Annotated in this window: 15 protein-coding genes; 11 read left to right on the forward strand and 4 right to left on the reverse strand. The window is 68.3% G+C overall.

What is annotated here, in order from left to right; translation table 11 throughout:
• Positions 1-123 precede the first annotated feature (123 nt).
• Entirely contained in the window at positions 124-567 is a 444-nt protein-coding gene (aroQ, locus tag EV138_RS29355; protein ID WP_439649026.1) for a type II 3-dehydroquinate dehydratase, read from the forward strand.
• A gap of 168 nt (positions 568-735) precedes the next feature.
• Here the strand turns inward: aroQ and EV138_RS29360 are convergent, their stop codons facing one another.
• Positions 736-1440 carry an NAD(P)-dependent oxidoreductase gene (locus tag EV138_RS29360; protein ID WP_369410842.1) on the reverse strand — a complete coding sequence of 235 codons (705 nt, stop codon included), beginning with the start codon at positions 1438-1440 and terminating at the stop codon, positions 736-738.
• Positions 1412-2710: an EamA family transporter gene (locus tag EV138_RS29365; RefSeq protein WP_238158496.1), complete on the reverse strand. Its 1299-nt coding sequence runs from the start codon at positions 2708-2710 to the stop codon at positions 1412-1414. The genes EV138_RS29360 and EV138_RS29365 overlap by 29 nt, the downstream gene beginning before the upstream one ends.
• Before the next feature lie 92 nt (positions 2711-2802).
• On the opposite strand from EV138_RS29365, the gene EV138_RS29370 reads away from it, so the two are divergent.
• Together EV138_RS29370 and fxlM are read left to right on the forward strand one after the other, a co-directional pair.
• Positions 2803-3300, forward strand: a complete 498-nt coding sequence (locus tag EV138_RS29370; protein WP_133982779.1) for a MarR family winged helix-turn-helix transcriptional regulator — start codon at positions 2803-2805, stop codon at positions 3298-3300.
• Between the two features lie 4 nt (positions 3301-3304).
• Positions 3305-4813, forward strand: coding sequence for a methyltransferase, FxLD system (fxlM, locus tag EV138_RS29375; protein ID WP_202866996.1), 1509 nt, complete (start codon positions 3305-3307; stop codon positions 4811-4813).
• Positions 4814-4832: 19 nt separating this feature from the next.
• Here the strand turns inward: fxlM and EV138_RS29380 are convergent, their stop codons facing one another.
• Positions 4833-5780 carry a hypothetical protein gene (locus EV138_RS29380; RefSeq protein ID WP_133982781.1) on the reverse strand — a complete coding sequence of 316 codons (948 nt, stop codon included), beginning with the start codon at positions 5778-5780 and terminating at the stop codon, positions 4833-4835.
• 158 nt (positions 5781-5938) lie between these two features.
• Here EV138_RS29380 and efp point away from each other — a divergent pair, with 158 nt between their 5' ends.
• Positions 5939-6502 carry an elongation factor P gene (efp, locus tag EV138_RS29385; RefSeq protein ID WP_112238079.1) on the forward strand — a complete coding sequence of 188 codons (564 nt, stop codon included), beginning with the start codon at positions 5939-5941 and terminating at the stop codon, positions 6500-6502.
• A 35-nt stretch (positions 6503-6537) separates the two neighbouring features.
• Positions 6538-6948 carry a transcription antitermination factor NusB gene (nusB, locus tag EV138_RS29390; protein ID WP_133982783.1) on the forward strand — a complete coding sequence of 137 codons (411 nt, stop codon included), beginning with the start codon at positions 6538-6540 and terminating at the stop codon, positions 6946-6948.
• Between the two features lie 288 nt (positions 6949-7236).
• On the opposite strand, the gene bldD is transcribed toward nusB, so the two are convergent.
• Entirely contained in the window at positions 7237-7749 is a 513-nt protein-coding gene (gene bldD, locus EV138_RS29395) for a transcriptional regulator BldD (RefSeq protein ID WP_112238083.1), read from the reverse strand.
• Positions 7750-7952: 203 nt separating this feature from the next.
• Here bldD and pyrR point away from each other — a divergent pair, with 203 nt between their 5' ends.
• From pyrR to carB, 6 genes are read left to right on the forward strand one after another with little or no spacing between them, the layout of a single operon-like run.
• Positions 7953-8576: a bifunctional pyr operon transcriptional regulator/uracil phosphoribosyltransferase PyrR gene (pyrR, locus tag EV138_RS29400; RefSeq protein WP_133982785.1), complete on the forward strand. Its 624-nt coding sequence runs from the start codon at positions 7953-7955 to the stop codon at positions 8574-8576.
• Positions 8576-9517: an aspartate carbamoyltransferase catalytic subunit gene (locus EV138_RS29405; protein WP_202866997.1), complete on the forward strand. Its 942-nt coding sequence runs from the start codon at positions 8576-8578 to the stop codon at positions 9515-9517. Before pyrR ends, EV138_RS29405 begins: the two co-directional genes overlap by 1 nt.
• Positions 9514-10821: a dihydroorotase gene (locus EV138_RS29410; RefSeq protein ID WP_133982789.1), complete on the forward strand. Its 1308-nt coding sequence runs from the start codon at positions 9514-9516 to the stop codon at positions 10819-10821. Before EV138_RS29405 ends, EV138_RS29410 begins: the two co-directional genes overlap by 4 nt.
• Positions 10818-11309 (forward strand): PH-like domain-containing protein, encoded by a 492-nt coding sequence (locus EV138_RS29415; protein WP_133982791.1) that lies wholly within the window; start codon positions 10818-10820, stop codon positions 11307-11309. Before EV138_RS29410 ends, EV138_RS29415 begins: the two co-directional genes overlap by 4 nt.
• Entirely contained in the window at positions 11306-12439 is a 1134-nt protein-coding gene (carA, locus tag EV138_RS29420; RefSeq protein ID WP_133982793.1) for a glutamine-hydrolyzing carbamoyl-phosphate synthase small subunit, read from the forward strand. Before EV138_RS29415 ends, carA begins: the two co-directional genes overlap by 4 nt.
• Positions 12439-15843 carry a carbamoyl-phosphate synthase large subunit gene (gene carB, locus EV138_RS29425; RefSeq protein WP_166678788.1) on the forward strand — a complete coding sequence of 1135 codons (3405 nt, stop codon included), beginning with the start codon at positions 12439-12441 and terminating at the stop codon, positions 15841-15843. Before carA ends, carB begins: the two co-directional genes overlap by 1 nt.
• The last annotated feature ends 5 nt before the right edge of the window (positions 15844-15848 follow it).

The following is a 15848-nucleotide window of genomic DNA, read 5'->3' on the forward strand; positions in this document are numbered from 1 at the left end:
AATCTCCGGCGGGCGTCTTCGGGCGGCCCACTTGTCCGCCACCTCCGGCGGGTCCCCGTCCGGCGTGCCCGGTTAGTCAGCTGGCGGGCAGCGGTGGGGCACTAGGGTGGGTGTGTGACTGATCTGCTTGATGGGCGACGAGTGCTCGTACTGAACGGACCCAACCTCGGTCGGCTCGGGTCGCGGGAGCCGGATGTGTACGGCGCGATGACGTTCGCGGATCTCGTCGCGGACTGCGAGAAGACCGGCGCCGAGCTCGGGCTCGCGGTCGAGGTCCGGCAGACCGACGACGAGGCCGAGCTGGTCGGCTGGTTACACGAAGCCGCCGACTCAAAGACGCCCGTCGTACTCAACCCCGCAGCCTTCACCCACTACTCGTACGCCCTCCGCGACGCCTGCGCCCAGCGCACCGCACCGCTGATCGAGATCCACATCAGCAACCCGGCCGCGCGCGAGGAGTTCCGCCACACCAGCGTCGTCGCCGCCGTCGCCACAGGCACCATCGCCGGCTTCGGCCCCAACTCCTACCGCCTAGCTCTCCGCGCCCTAACCACCCTCACCGACTAGCGCACCACCTCTGCCGAGCCGAGCCGCCCAACCACCGGTTCCCGCACCCCGTCGCGCCCTCACGACTCTCACCGACCAGCTCGCACGTCCCGCCGAGCTTGAGTGCTCGATTCATCGGTCGCCGCATCCCGTCGGTCGGCCTCGTCGAGTTGTCGCGCCGAGTTGGGGTCAAGCGGTGGGGGAGGACGGGTGGTCAGCTGATGGTGTGTGGTGGGCGACGGTGAAGCGGGTTTGGTGGTGGTGGGGGTGTTCGGCTTCGTCTACGAGGGCGACGGCGAAGTCTTCCATCGAGATGGTGGAGTTGCCTTCGGCATCGAACAGGAGGTGGTCCTTGCCGAGGCGGTAGCGGCCTGTCCGGATGCCCGGTTCGAGGAGAGCCGGTGGGCTGACGTACACCCAGTTGACCTGAGCTTCGGCGCGCAGTACGGCGAGTTGCTCGTTGCAGGCCTCGGCGATCGGGTGCCAGTCGGCCGGGAAGTCCGGTCCTTCGAGGACCGTCGTACCGGTGGGGAGGAGAAGGCTCGCGGCACCGCCGACGACGATGAGGCGTGTCCGAGTCTGAGCGAGTCCGCCGAGGAGGCCTTTGGTGGCGATGGCGAGTTCGGGTTCGTGGCCGGGGAGAGGTCGGGTGGCGCTGATGACTACGTCCTGGTCAATGCTCAGTTCAGCGACGTCTTGTGGATCGGCGGCATCGCCGCGGCGTAGTCGGGCTGCACGGGGGAGGGCGGCTAGCCGGTCAAGGTTGCGCCCGACAGCGGTCACCTCGTGACCGCGAGAGAGCGCTTCCTGCGTTACTCGACTGCCAACCGCACCCGATGCCCCGAAGACGGTGATGCGCATCGTGTCAGTTCCTTCCGCTGGTGAGGTGGTCATCGACGGCCCGGACGGGCGCCTGGGTCGAGGGAACGCTCGGGCGCCGGCCGGGCAGGTCGGGTGCCGCCAGGGTTGCCGAACTCACCGGGGTCGCCAGGGTTGCCGAGGTCGCAGAGGTCGCCGAGGTTGCTGGGTTCGCCGGAGTTGCTGGGATCGCCGGGGTCGCTGGGGTCGCCGATGTTTCTGGGATCGCCAAGGTTGCTGAGGTTGCTGAGGTTGCCGGACTCGCCGGAGTTGTCGGAGTTGTCGCGATCGCTGCGGTTGCTGGGGTCGCCGGGATCGCTGCGGTTGCTGGGATCGCCGGGGTTGCCGGGATCGCCGGGATCGCTGCGGTTGCTGGGGTCGCAGAGGTTGCCGGGTTTGCTGGGGGTTCAGGGGTCGCTGCGGTTGCTGGAACGGTGGATGGCTTGGTTGTGGGCGTTCGCTTCAGTTGGGCGGTTATCAGGGCGGCGAGGACGATCAGGGCGCCGGTCAGTTGGGCGGCGGTGAGGCGTTGGTCCAGGGCGAGCCAGCCGAGGAGGGTGGCTACGACCGGGCTGAGGAGGCCGAGGAACGTGACGTCGGTGGGGGAGAGAGCGCGCAGGCCGCGGAACCAGAGGGCGTAGGCGACTGCGGACCCGATGATCGTCAGGTAGGCGTACCCGGCGAGGTTGGCGATGGTGAGAGACGCAGGAAGCGCTCCCTCGACGATCAGCGCGACCGGGAGCAGCAGGAGACCGCCGGCCACCAACTGCCAACCTGTGGTCGCGAGCAGTGGTGCGGGAGACTTCCATCGCTTGCTCAGGACGACGCCGGTCGCCATCACCACAGCGCCGCCCAGCGCGGCCAGGACGCCCCAGCCATCCAGCCGCGCACCGGCACGCAATACGAGGAGACTGACTCCGGCAACGCCGGCGATCGCGGCGAGAGTCGTGCGAAGGGTGAGGCGTTCGGAGAGCAGCGCGGCCGAGAGAACGGCCACCAGCAAGGGTTGGAGAGCGCCGACCGTCGCGGCGACGCCGCCGGGCAGACGGTACGCCGCTACGAAAAGCAGTGCGAAGAATGCTCCGATGTTGAGCGCGCCCAGGACGAACGCGCGGAGCCACCAGATCCCTTGCGGGAGCCGCCGAGTGAGCGCGACCAGCAGGATCCCTGCGGGCAGGGCGCGGATGACACCGGCGAGCAGAGGACGGCCGGCCGGCAGTAGTTCTGTGGTGACCAAGTAGGTGCTGCCCCACAGGGCAGGAGCGATGGCGGTGGTGAGGATGAGGGTGACTCGATTGCTTAGCACTAAGACAAAGTATCTCAGCGCTAAGCAATTGACCAGATCTCTCATCGCTAAGTGATCTACCTCACCGCTAAGAGATCCACTACGCTGAGGGCATGGCAGACCACGTCGACCTGGTGCTCGCCCAGTGGAGTGAGCGGCGGCCTGACCTGGACGCGTCGCCGATGGCGGTGATGGGGCGGCTCAAGCGGCTCGCCACGCTCGTCGACGGTGAGCTCCGGCGCAACTTCGCCGCCCATGACCTCGACTCGGCGTCGTTCGACGTACTGGCCACGCTTCGCCGCAGCAACGCCGAACACAGCCTGACCCCGGCCGGCCTGATGCGGTCGTCGATGGTGACGTCCGGTGCGATCACCCAACGGCTGGACCGGCTGGAAGCGCGCGGGCTGGTGACCAGGAAGCCGAGTGAGACGGATGGCCGCGGGGTCCAGGTGACGCTGACCAAGGCCGGGCTGGACCTGATCGACGCCGTACTGCCGGCCCATTTAGCCACCGAGGACCGGTTGCTCGCCGGGTTGTCGGCCGAGGAGCGGAGCCAGTTGGCCGACAGTCTCCGGACCCTGCTCGAATCACTGGGCGACAAGACGGACTGACACCATGGATGCCGGCGGCAACCAACAGGCGGAGTCGCTGCGGGCGGCACTCGTCAGCCAGATGGTTGCCGAGGGCTCCCTTCGGGACAACCGGGTGGCCGCTGCGTTCCTGGCCGTGCCGCGGCATGCGTTCGTGCCGATGGTTCCGCTGGCGGTCGCGTACGCCGACGATGTGGTGCTGATGAAACGTGACGAGGCGGGTGTGGCCATCTCGTCGGTGTCCCAGCCGTCCGTGGTCGCGCTGATGCTCGAACAGGCCGGGATTCAGCCCGGACACCGGGTGCTCGAGATCGGTTCCGGCGGGTACAACGCCGCCTTGCTCAGCGAACTGGTCGGGCCCGAGGGAACGGTCACGACGATCGACATCGATCCTGAGGTGATCGAGCGGGCTCGGCACGGCTTGGCCGCTGCCGGGTACCAGCAGGTGCGCGTGGTGCTCGCCGATGGGGAGTTCGGATCGCCGGAGAGCGCTCCCTACGACCGGATCGTGGTCACGGTGACAGCCTGGGACATCGCGCCGGCCTGGGTCGCGCAGTTGGCCACGCGCGGGCGGATCGTCGTACCGCTGAGGTTCCGCGGGCAGACCCGGTCGATCGCGCTGGATCTGGTGGACGGGCGACTGGAGAGCCGGTCGATGAAGCTCTGTGGATTCGTCTGTATGCAGGGAGCCGGAGCGAGCTACGAACGGGTGGTCTCGCTCGAGAACGACACGGTGCGGCTCGGCTTCGACACCGACCAGGAGATCCTCGAACCGCCTGCCGACGTACTGCGGCAGCCGTCCAGCCAGGTCTGGTCAGGTGTCGGCGCAGATCGCGAGGAAGCGCTCTCTGACTTGAATCTGTGGCTCGCCGCCGCGCTCGATCAGTACTGCGTACTCGCAGCCGACCGCTCGGCGGTCAAGAAGCACCGGGTCTCGCCGACTCCGCGCTGGGGCACCTCCGCGACGGTCTCCGACGGCACCCTCGCGTACCTGACGTCGCGGCCGGGCAAGGACAGGGACACGTTGGAACTGGGCGCCGTCGCTCATGGCCCGGCTGCTGAGGAGCGCGCAGAACACTTGGTCCGCCAGATCCAGACGTTCGACGCCCACCACCGCCACGGCCCACCACCGTTACTCACGATCTATCCCGCATCTGCACCCCACGAGGCTGAACAAACGCCCGAACTCGATCGAGAGGCTGGTCGGATCGTCGATCCGCCGACCACCTCGGCCCGAGCGGCCGACGGGGGTGTGGAGCCAGCGGGTAGTCCGGTCGGGGCGAGCGGGGTGGATGGTGAGCCAGCGACCTCGGTTGGGGCGGGCTGGGTGGATGGTGAGCCAGCTACCTCGGTTGGGGCGGGCCGGGTGGAAGGTGAGCCAGGGAGTTCGGTTGGGGCGGGCGGGGTGGATGGTGAGCCAGGTACCCCGGTCGGGGCGGGCGAAGTGGATGGCGAGCGGGCGGGTAGTTCGGTTCGGTTGCGGATTGAGCGGCCGCATACCCGGATGATCGTCAGTTGGCCTTCGTCCAGCTGATCTCGTCCGGGCGGGAGGTTCAGTTGGCGGGTGGTTGGGGGCGGCCGGCGTTCTGGACGGTTTGCCAGAGTTCGTCGATGTCGGTGCGGTCCTCGAGTTCGGGCTTGTCGACCCAGCCGCTGGCCCAGACGTTGTCGTCCTCGCGGGTGTCGAAGACAGACTCGGCGAACGCGGCAGACCCGACGTACCGGGCGTCCTCGTCGGTCTTCTCCTCCACAAGGCCGGCGGGCGCAGGCGTCGTACTGCGTGCTTTGGCCGGCCCGTCGACGACCGAGCGGGCGTACTTCTGGGCGTCGATGATGCCCAGGTCCTTCTCGTCGCAGATCAGCCGGACCGCGGCGACCTCGTTGCCGGTCGCCATCAGTTCGCGGATCCGGGCGTCGAGATCACCCTTGTTCTGCGGTGGCCGTTTGGCCTGCGGCGGCTGGTATGCCGGGACCCACGGCGGCGGAACCGCCTGGAACGACGCCGCCTGAAACTGAGGCGGCTGGAACTGGCCGGGCGGTGTGTAGCCGGTCTGCGGCCCCGGATACTGCTGACCCGGACCGGGCTGACCTTGCTGCCCCGGCCCCGACTGTTGGGCATATTGTCCCGGCCCGGTGATCTCCTGACCGAAGCGGCCCGCCGTCTGCCCCGCCTGCATCAGTTGCTGGAGCATCCCCGACAACTGGGCCGAGGCCTGCGCGCGCCCGGGATCTTGCACCGGTCCGGTCGGTCGCACCACCTGCCCGGCCGAGTTGACCACCTGGCCGGGTGCCGGCGGACCGGAGGTCGGCTGGGTGAACTGGCCCTGGAACTGGATCGGCACGTTCCCGCCCTGCTGGGCCTGGATCCGCTCGATCAGCTTCTGGACCCGCGGATTCGGCGTACCGGGATTCCGGCCGCCGGTGCCGGTGGTCTTCTTGTTCACCGCCTTGACGATCAGGCCCACGACGATGACCACCACGAAGATGATGAACTGCTCCACCGCGGGCCTCCCGATCCACGCTCGCGGACCCGCTGACGGCGGATCCCGCGTCCCTGCACCTCAGCGTAGAGCCCGCCAGGGTGAGCGAGTCACCTCATACCTGCGCCGACCGCTACAATTCGGCGTACCGCTGATCACTTTCGAAGGGGAATCCCCGCGTGGCATCGACGAACGACCTCAAGAACGGCATGGTGCTCAACCTGGATGGGCAGCTGTGGTCCGTCGTCTGGTTCCAGCACCACAAGCCCGGCAAGGGCGGCGCCGTGATGCGCACCAAGCTGAAGAACGTGCTGTCCGGGAAGGTCGTCGACAAGACCTTCAACGCCGACGTCAAGGTCGAGGTGGCCAACGTCGACAAGCGCGACATGACGTACCTGTACAACGACGGCGGCTCCTACGTCTTCATGGACAGCTCCACCTACGAGCAGGTCCACATCAGCCCCGAGGTCGTCGGTGAGGCGTCGCACTTCCTGCTGGAGAACCAGGACGCGATCGTCGCCGTGCACGAGGACCTCCCGCTGTACGTCGAGCTCCCGGCTTCGGTCGAGCTCCTGGTGGAGTACACCGAGCCCGGGCTGCAGGGCGACCGCTCCACCGGCGGCACCAAGCCGGCCAAGCTGGAGACCGGCTACACGATCCAGGTTCCGCTGTTCCTGACCACCGGCGAGAAGGTCAAGGTGGACACCCGCACCGGGGACTACCTCGGCCGCGTCACGTCCTGAGCCCTCGACGCCGAAACAGGAGCTGACAACAGAACATGTCTGCCCGGAGCAAGGCCCGTAAGCGCGCCCTCGACGTCTTGTACGAGTCGGAGGTGCGGGGGCTGCCTGTCGGTGGCACCCTGGCCGACCGGGTAGCCGACAACGACCCGCCGGTGAACGAGTTCACCGTGGCGCTGGTCGAGGGTGTCTCGGAGCACATCGACCAGATCGACGATCTGCTCGGTGCGCACTCGGTCGGCTGGACGCTGGACCGGATGCCGGCCGTGGACCGCAACATCCTGCGGATCGGGACGTACGAGCTGTTGTTCGACGAGCAGGTCCCGGATGTGGTCGCGGTGAGCGAGGCGGTCTCGCTGGCGCGGGATCTGTCCACGGACGAGTCGCCGGCCTTCGTCAACGGCCTGCTGGCCCGGCTGCTGCAACTCAAGCCGACCCTCGGGGTCTGAGACCCCGGACGACACCCAGGGCCGACAGCTCAACAGGCCGCGGAAGTCGTCAGGCCCGGAGAACTCACGGCCCTGGAAATTCTTCAGGCCCGGTACCGCCACGGTGCGGTGCCGGGCCCTGTCAGCGTCCCCGTTCGTCGGCGCGGGGGGAACGGCCCCGGCCTGGTGGTGCTCACAGCGGTGTTCGACTTTCTTCGGTTCAGCGGCCCGTCCCTGTGAAGAGGGGCGGGCAGGCGGCCGCGGGCAAGCTGCTACGAGCCCCGGCCGTCTCTCATTCCCGGTGAAGCCTCAGGCGCCGGCTGCTTCGGCGTCCTCGACCTCTCCGCGGGCCTCCGGGTTCAGAACTCCCCAGGAGATGAAGCGCTCGGTCAGGGTGGTCGGCGACTCGTCGTAGATGACCGCCAGCGTGCGGAGGTCGTCCTGCCGGATCGACAGCACCTTGCCGTTGTAGTCTCCGCGCTGGGCCTGGATGGTGGCCGTGTAGCGCATCAATGGGCCTGCCTCGCTCGTGTCGAGGTGCTGAAGCGCCTCCAGGTCGAGAATCAACCTGGGCGGTGCCGCAGCGGCAGCGGCCGCGCTGGCCGAGCCGGGCAGCAGCTCACGCATCGGCACACCGAAGAAATCGGCGAGCTCGGCGAGCTTCTGAACGGTGACAGCACGGTCGCCACGCTCGTACGAGCCGACGACGACCGCCTTCCAGCGACCCTTGGACTTCTCCTCGACTCCGTGCAAGGACAAACCTTGCTGCTGACGGATGGCGCGTAGTTTGGCGCCGAGTGACTTCGCGTATTCGCTAGGCACGCTGGATCTTCCCTCCAACTTTGTCTTGTCCGGCTCGTCATGGAACGGCCGGGTTGGCGAAACCCCCCATGGTTACACAGAGTAACAATATTCTGGTCGCGAGGCCAGCGTCAAGACGGCGTGTCACTTCCGATACGATGTCAAGCGGTCCGAACGTCCTTTAAAGACCCGTCCAGAGAGGCGGGAAAGGAGGAACGGTAGCGATGAGCCCTGCCTCGGTACCTGTACCGCGCACAGTGCTGGATGCTTCCGACATTTCCCGGGCACTGACCCGGATCGCGCACGAGATCCTCGAGCGCAACCGGGGTGCCGACCCCGTCGTACTCCTCGGCATCCCCACCCGCGGGGTGGGACTGGCGAGCCGGATCTCCGAGCGGATCGCGGCCGTCGAGGGGCAGAGTGTGCCCACAGGGTCACTCGATGTGACGATGTACCGCGACGACATCGGCCTCAAACCGGCTCGTGCGCTCGAGCACACCGACATCCCGCCCGGCGGTATCGACGGCAAGGTCGTCGTGTTGGTCGACGACGTGCTGTTCTCCGGCCGGACGATCCGGGCCGCGCTGGACGCGATCGGCGACATCGGCCGGCCCAAGGCGGTCCAGCTGGCCGTCCTGGTCGACCGCGGCCACCGCGAACTGCCGATCCGCGCCGACTACGTCGGCAAGAACCTGCCGACCTCGCTGGTCGAGCGGGTCACCGTGCACCTGACCGAGTACGACGGCGCCGACGCGGTGCTGATCGCCGACAAGACCCCTGCAACGTCCGAACAACCGAGGGTCAAGACCAACGGTTCTTCGGACGCAAGGGACGAGGTGAGGTTCTGATGCGCCATCTGCTGAGTGCCGGCGACCTGAGTCGCGACGAGGCCAACCTGATCCTGGACACCGCCGAGGAGATGCGCTCGCTGGCGGACCGGCCGATCAAGAAGCTGCCCGCGCTGCGCGGCCGCACGGTGGTGAACCTGTTCTTCGAGGACTCCACCCGGACCAGGATCTCGTTCGAGGCGGCGGCCAAGCGGCTGTCGGCCGATGTGATCAACTTCTCCGCCAAGGGCTCCAGTGTGAGCAAGGGCGAGAGCCTGAAGGACACCGCGCTGACGCTGCAGGCGATGGGCGCGGACGGCGTGGTCTGCCGACACGGCTCCTCGGGTGCGCCGCATCTGCTCGCCACCTCGGGCTGGATGACCGGCTCGGTGGTGAACGCCGGCGACGGGACCCACGAGCACCCAACGCAGGCGCTGCTCGACGCCTTCACCATGCGCCGGCACCTCGGCTCGCTGGACGGCCGCCGGATCACCATCGTCGGCGACGTCCTGCACAGTCGGGTGGCTCGGTCGAACGTGTTGCTGCTGGCAACACTCGGCGCTGAGGTCACCGTGGTCGCGCCCCCGACGCTGCTGCCCGTCGACATGTCCGGCTGGCCGTGCGCCACGTCGTACGACCTGGATGCGACTCTGCCGAAGAGTGACGCGGTGATGATGCTGCGGGTGCAGCGTGAGCGGATGGGGGAGGCGTTCTTCCCTAGCGCTCGCGAGTACACCCGGCGGTACGGGCTGGACGTGCACCGGATGGCGCAGCTGCCCGACGAGGCCATCGTGCTGCACCCCGGCCCGATGAACCGGGGCATGGAGATCAGCGCCGAAGTGGCCGACTCCACCCGCTCGGTGATCGTCGAGCAGGTCACGAACGGCGTGGCCATCCGGATGGCCGTCCTTTATCTGCTGTTGTCAGGAAGTAACGAAACCAGCGAGGAGCCGCAAGCATGACCGCGTACCTGATCACCGGGGCATCAATCGTCGGGGAAGGTGTCGCGGACCTGCTGATCGAGAACGGCGCGATCGTGGCCATCGGCAACGATCTGGCCCGGCCGGACGGCGTCGAGATCGTCGACGGGAGCGGCAAGATCGCGCTCCCCGGCCTGGTCGACCTGCACACCCACCTGCGGGAGCCGGGCCGCGAGGACGCGGAGACCGTTCTCACCGGGACCCGGGCCGCCGCGATGGGCGGGTTCACCGCGGTCTTCGCGATGGCCAACACCGATCCGGTCGCCGACACCGCCGGCGTGGTCGAGCAGGTCTGGCGCCTGGGCCGCGAAGCCGGGTACGCCGATGTCTACCCGATCGGCGCTGTCACGGTCGGCCGGCAGGGGACTCAGCTGGCCGAGCTGGGCGCGATGGCCGACTCGGCCGCCCGGGTCCGCGTGTTCTCCGACGACGGGGACTGCGTCTGGGACGCGGCGCTGATGCGGCGCGCGCTCGAGTACGTGAAGGCCTTCGGCGGCGTGATCGCCCAGCACGCGCAGGAGCCGCGGCTCACCCAGGGCGCGCAGATGAACGAGGGAGCGCTCTCCGGCGTTCTCGGCCTGACCGGCTGGCCGAGTGTCGCCGAGGAATCGATCATCGCCCGCGACATCCTCCTGAACGCGCACGTCGGCTCCAAGCTGCACATCTGTCACCTGTCCACCAAGGGCTCGGTCGAGATCGTCCGCGCGGCGAAGAAGCGCGGCCTCGAAGTAACCGCCGAGGTGACGCCGCACCACCTGCTGCTCACCGAGGACCTGCTGACCTCGTACAACCCGGTCTTCAAGGTGAACCCGCCGCTGCGGACCAAGGCCGACGTCGAGGCGGTCCGCGAGGGCCTGGCCGACGGCACCATCGACATCGTCGCCACCGACCACGCGCCACACCCGGTGGAGGACAAGGACTGCGAGTGGAGCGCGGCGGCCTTCGGGATGACCGGGCTGGAGACCGCTCTCTCGGTGGTCCAGCACGCGATGATCGACACCAAGCTGATGACGTGGGCCGACCTCGCCGACCGGATGAGCTACCGGCCGGCCGCGATCGGACAGATCGGCGAGCACGGGCGGCCGCTCGAGGTCGGCGCGCCCGCGAACGTGACCCTGATCGACCCGGCGGTCGAGCGCACCGTCGTACCGGGGGAGTCGGCTTCGCTGTCGCGGAACACTCCGTTCGCAGGCATGAAGTTGCCTGGTCAGGTGGTTGCCACCTTCCTGCGGGGTACGCCGACCGTTCTGGACGGGAAGCTGACCCGGTGCGGTATCAACTCATGAGGCCAGTCCTGGCAATACTCGGCACGCTCGCGGTGATCGGGGGTGGCTGGTACGGCATGTACCGCGGCTGGCGCAATCGCCAGGCGCGGCAGGCCGATCTCGCCCCGCTGCCACCGGTGCCGCCGACCGACAAGATCACCGGTGTCGAAGGCGTGTACGTCGCGACGACCACCTCCGGCGACTGGATGGACCGGATCGCCGTGCACGAGCTCGGTGTCCGCAGCAACGCCGACCTGGACGTCAACCCGGCCGGCCTGATCTTCCACCGCCAAGGCGCCGCGGACGTCTTCATCCCGGCCGACCGGCTGACCGGCGTACGGACCGACCGTGGCATCGCCGGCAAGGTGACCGCCGAGGCGTCCGGCCTGGTGGTCGTCACCTGGAACCACGACGGGCATCAGTTCGACACCGGGTTCCGGCCGCGCCGCAAGGCCGACACCGCTTCCCTGACCGATTCCATCTCGACCCTGATCGGAGCCGAGCAATGAGCCAGGCTGCCCATAATCCGGCCCTGCTGGTCCTCGAGGACGGCCGCGCGTTCGCCGGTACGTCGTACGGTGCGACCGGCGAGACGTTCGGCGAGGCGGTGTTCACCACCGGCATGACCGGCTACCAGGAGACGCTGACCGACCCGTCGTACCACCGGCAGATCGTCACCCAGACCGCGCCGCACATCGGCAACACCGGGGTGAACGACGAGGACGACGAGTCGAGCAGGATCTGGGTCGCCGGGTACGTCGTCCGCGACCCCGCCAGGGTCTCGTCCAACTGGCGCGCGAAGCGCTCTCTCGACGAGCAACTCAAGGCCCAGGGCGTCGTCGGGATCTCCGGTATCGACACCCGGGCGCTCACCCGGCACCTGCGCGAACGTGGTGCGATGCGGGCCGGGATCTCGACCGAGATCCTCGACCCGGCCGCGTTGCTCGCGAAGGTGCTCGAGCAGCCGCAGATGGCCGGCGCGGATCTTGCCGCCGAGGTGACCGCGGCCGAGGCGTACGTCGTACCGGCCGAAGGCTCGAAGAAGTTCACCGTCGTGGCGCTCGACCTGGGCATCAAGACGATGACGCCGAAGCGGATGGCCGAGCGCGGCATCGAGGTACACGTCCTGCCTGCAACGGCCTCGCTGGAGGAGGTGCTCGCGGTGAAGCCCGACGGCATCTTCATGAGCAACGGCCCCGGCGACCCGGAGACTACCGAGCACCCCACCACGCTGCTGAAAGCCCTGCTGGAGCGAGAGATTCCGTACTTCGGGATCTGCTTCGGCAACCAGGTCTTCGGCCGGGCGCTCGGACTCGGCACCTTCAAGCTGAAGTACGGGCACCGGGGAATCAACCAGCCGGTGCTGGACCGGGCCACCGGGAAGGTCGAGATCACCGCGCAGAACCACGGCTTCGCCGTCGACGCGCCGCTGAACGAAGGCGTGGAGACGCCGTACGGCGTCGCCGAGGTGAGCCACGTGTCGCTCAACGACAACGTCGTCGAAGGGCTGAAGCTGACCGGTCGCGACGGGAAGCCGCTCGCGTTCTCGGTCCAGTACCACCCTGAGGCAGCGGCGGGTCCGCACGACTCGGCGTACCTTTTCGACCGTTTCGTTTCGTTGATGGAAGGACGTAGCTGATGCCACGCCGTACAGATATCGACTCGGTGCTGGTGATCGGTTCCGGCCCGATCGTGATCGGCCAGGCCTGCGAGTTCGACTACTCCGGGACCCAGGCCTGCCGGGTGCTGAAGGAGGAGGGCTTCCGGGTCATCCTGGTGAACTCCAACCCGGCCACGATCATGACGGACCCGGAGTTCGCCGACGCGACGTACGTGGAGCCGATCACCCCGCAGTTCGTGGAGAAGGTGATCGAGAAGGAGCGCCCGGACGTCCTGCTCGCCACCCTGGGCGGCCAGACCGCTCTGAACGCAGCAATCGCTCTCCACGAGAACGGCGTGCTGGAGAAGTACGGCGTCGAGCTGATCGGCGCCTCGGTGGACGCGATCCAGCGCGGTGAGAACCGCGAGTCGTTCAAGGCGATCGTCGAGAAGCTGGGCGCCGAGACCGCGCGTTCACACGTCTGCCACACGATGGACGACGTGCTCGGCGCGGCCGACGCGATGGGCTATCCGCTGGTCATCCGGCCGTCGTTCACCATGGGCGGCGTCGGGTCGGGGATGGCGTACGACGAAGCCGATCTGCGCCGGATCGCCGGAGCCGGCCTGACCGCCAGCCCGACGACCGAGGTGCTGATCGAGGAGTCGATCGTCGGCTGGAAGGAATACGAGCTGGAGGTGATGCGCGACAAGGCGGACAACGTCGTGATCATCTGCTCGATCGAGAACGTCGACCCGATGGGCGTGCACACCGGCGACTCGGTCACGGTCGCGCCGGCGATGACGCTGACCGACCGTGAGTACCAGACCATGCGGGACCTTGCCATCGGCATCATCCGCGAGGTTGGCGTCGACACCGGCGGCTGCAACATCCAGTTCGCGGTGGACCCGGCCGACGGCCGGCTGATCGTGATCGAGATGAACCCGCGGGTGTCCCGGTCGTCCGCGCTGGCGTCGAAGGCGACCGGCTTCCCGATCGCGAAGATCGCGGCGAAGGTTGCCATCGGCTACACCCTGGACGAGATCCCGAACGACATCACCCAGCAGACCCCGGCGAGCTTCGAGCCGACGCTGGACTACGTGGTGGTGAAGGTGCCGCGGTTCGCGTTCGAGAAGTTCCCGGCCGCCGACGCGACGCTGACCACGCACATGAAGAGCGTCGGTGAGGCGATGGCGATCGGCCGCAACTACACCGAGGCGCTGCAGAAGGCTCTGCGGTCGCTGGAGAAGCCCGAGGCCCGGTTCTCCTGGGCCGAGCCGCCGGCGTCCGAGCTGGAGCCGTTGCTGGAGGCAATCAAGACGCCGCACGACGGCCGGCTGCGCACGGTGATGGACGCCATCCGGGCCGGCGCGACGCCGGAGCAGATCAACGACGCGACCAGGATCGACCCCTGGTTCATCGACCAGCTGTACCTGATCCACGAGACCGCCGGTGCCGTCGCGGCCGCGCCCCGGCTCACTCCGGAGATCCTGAAGCTCGCCAAGCGGCACGGTTTCTCGGATCTCCAGCTGGCCGAGATCCGCGGGTTGACCGAGGACGTCGTACGGGGTGTGCGGCAGGCGCTCGGGATCCGCCCGGTCTACAAGACAGTGGACACCTGCGCGGCCGAGTTCGCCGCTGCCACGCCGTACCACTACTCGTCGTACGACGAGGAGTCCGAGGTGGCGCCGCGGGACAAGCCGGCCGTGCTGATCCTCGGCTCCGGGCCGAACCGGATCGGGCAGGGGATCGAGTTCGACTACTCCTGTGTGCACGCGTCGATGGCGCTGCGCGAGGCCGGCTACTGCACGGTGATGGTGAACTGCAACCCGGAGACGGTCTCGACCGACTACGACACCTCCGACCGGCTGTACTTCGAGCCGCTCACCTGCGAGGACGTGCTCGAGATCGTGTACGCCGAACTGCAGGCCGGCCCGGTCGCCGGGGTGATCGTGCAACTGGGCGGGCAGACCCCGCTCGGGCTGGCGCAGCGGCTGGCGGACGCGGGCGTGCCGATCGTCGGGACGTCGCCGGAAGCCATTCACCTGGCGGAGGAGCGGGGCGCCTTCGGCAAGGTCCTCTCCGACGCGAATCTGCCGGCTCCCAAGCACGGCACCGCGATGTCCTTCGACGAAGCGCAGGAGATCGCGGCAGAGATCGGTTTCCCCGTTCTCGTCCGGCCGTCGTACGTGCTCGGCGGCCGCGGCATGGAGATCGTGTACTCCGAGGGCGAACTGACCGCTGCTCTGAGGCGGCTCAGCGGCGACGCGCTCGCGGCGAACTGGGAGCACCCGGTGCTGATCGACCGGTTCCTGGACGACGCGGTCGAGATCGACGTCGACGGGCTGTTCGACGGGACCGAGCTCTTCCTCGGCGGTGTGATGGAGCACATCGAGGAGGCGGGCGTGCACTCGGGCGACTCGTCCTGCGCGCTGCCGCCGATCACCTTGGGGAACGCGGATATCGAAAAGATCCGGGTCTCGACCGAGGCGATCGCCCGCGGCGTCGGCGTACGGGGTCTGCTGAATGTCCAGTACGCGCTGGCGGGTGACGTGCTCTACGTGCTGGAGGCGAACCCGCGCGCCTCGCGGACCGTGCCGTTCGTCTCCAAGGCGACCGCGACGCCGCTGGCCAAGGCTGCCGCGCGAGTGATGCTTGGGGCAACGATCGCCGTACTGCGTGAGGAAGGCATGCTGCCCGCCGTCGGTGACGGTGGGACGCTGCCGGTCTCGACGCCGATCGCGGTCAAGGAAGCGGTGATGCCGTTCAACCGGTTCCGGACTATCGACGGCTCGTCGGTCGACACCGTGCTCGGACCGGAGATGCGCTCCACCGGTGAGGTGATGGGCATCGACGAGACCTTCGGTACGGCGTTCGCCAAGTCGCAGGCCGGCGCCTCGCAGCCGTTGCCCGGGTCGGGCAAGGTGTTCGTGTCGGTCGCCAACCGGGACAAGCGGCACATGATCTTCCCGGTCAAGAGGCTGGCGGATCTGGGCTTCGAGATCTACGCGACCGAAGGCACCGCCGACGTACTGCGGCGCAACGGGGTCGAGTCGGTCACCGTTCGCAAGAGCAGCCAGGGACCGGGGCCGAACGGCGAGCCGACCATCGTGCAGATGGTCCACGACGGCGAGCTGAACCTGATCGTCAACACCCCGATCGGGATCACCCAGGGCGGTTCGCCGCGGATCGACGGCTACGAGATCCGCAGCGCGGCGGTGGCGCGGAACATCCCTTGCATCACCACCGTGCAGGGGCTCGCGGCCGCGGTCCAGGGCATCGAGGCGCAGCAGGCCGGCGACATCGGAGTGCGCTCTCTCCAGGACTGGGCCTCCCGGATCCGCGGCCTCGCCGACACGGCGGCCGGCGGCTCAGGGACCGGCGGGGCGGCGGCCGGTGGCTCAGCGGGCGGCGGCGCGGTGGCTGATGCCTCGGTGGAAAGCTGAGCGGC

The organism is Kribbella voronezhensis (assembly GCF_004365175.1).
GTDB lineage: Bacteria > Actinomycetota > Actinomycetes > Propionibacteriales > Kribbellaceae > Kribbella > Kribbella voronezhensis.

Bases quoted from the DNA above. Each gene is read 5' to 3' on its own strand.
- EV138_RS29360 (WP_369410842.1), bottom strand. From the start codon at position 1,440: ATGACCACCTCACCAGCGGAAGGAACTGACACGATGCGCATCACCGTC.
- EV138_RS29370 (WP_133982779.1), top strand. From the start codon at position 2,803: ATGGCAGACCACGTCGACCTGGTGCTCGCCCAGTGGAGTGAGCGGCGG.
- fxlM (WP_202866996.1), top strand. From the start codon at position 3,305: ATGGATGCCGGCGGCAACCAACAGGCGGAGTCGCTGCGGGCGGCACTC.
- nusB (WP_133982783.1), top strand. From the start codon at position 6,538: ATGTCTGCCCGGAGCAAGGCCCGTAAGCGCGCCCTCGACGTCTTGTAC.
- pyrR (WP_133982785.1), top strand. From the start codon at position 7,953: ATGAGCCCTGCCTCGGTACCTGTACCGCGCACAGTGCTGGATGCTTCC.
- EV138_RS29405 (WP_202866997.1), top strand. From the start codon at position 8,576: ATGCGCCATCTGCTGAGTGCCGGCGACCTGAGTCGCGACGAGGCCAAC.
- EV138_RS29410 (WP_133982789.1), top strand. From the start codon at position 9,514: ATGACCGCGTACCTGATCACCGGGGCATCAATCGTCGGGGAAGGTGTC.
- EV138_RS29415 (WP_133982791.1), top strand. From the start codon at position 10,818: ATGAGGCCAGTCCTGGCAATACTCGGCACGCTCGCGGTGATCGGGGGT.
- carA (WP_133982793.1), top strand. From the start codon at position 11,306: ATGAGCCAGGCTGCCCATAATCCGGCCCTGCTGGTCCTCGAGGACGGC.
- carB (WP_166678788.1), top strand. From the start codon at position 12,439: ATGCCACGCCGTACAGATATCGACTCGGTGCTGGTGATCGGTTCCGGC.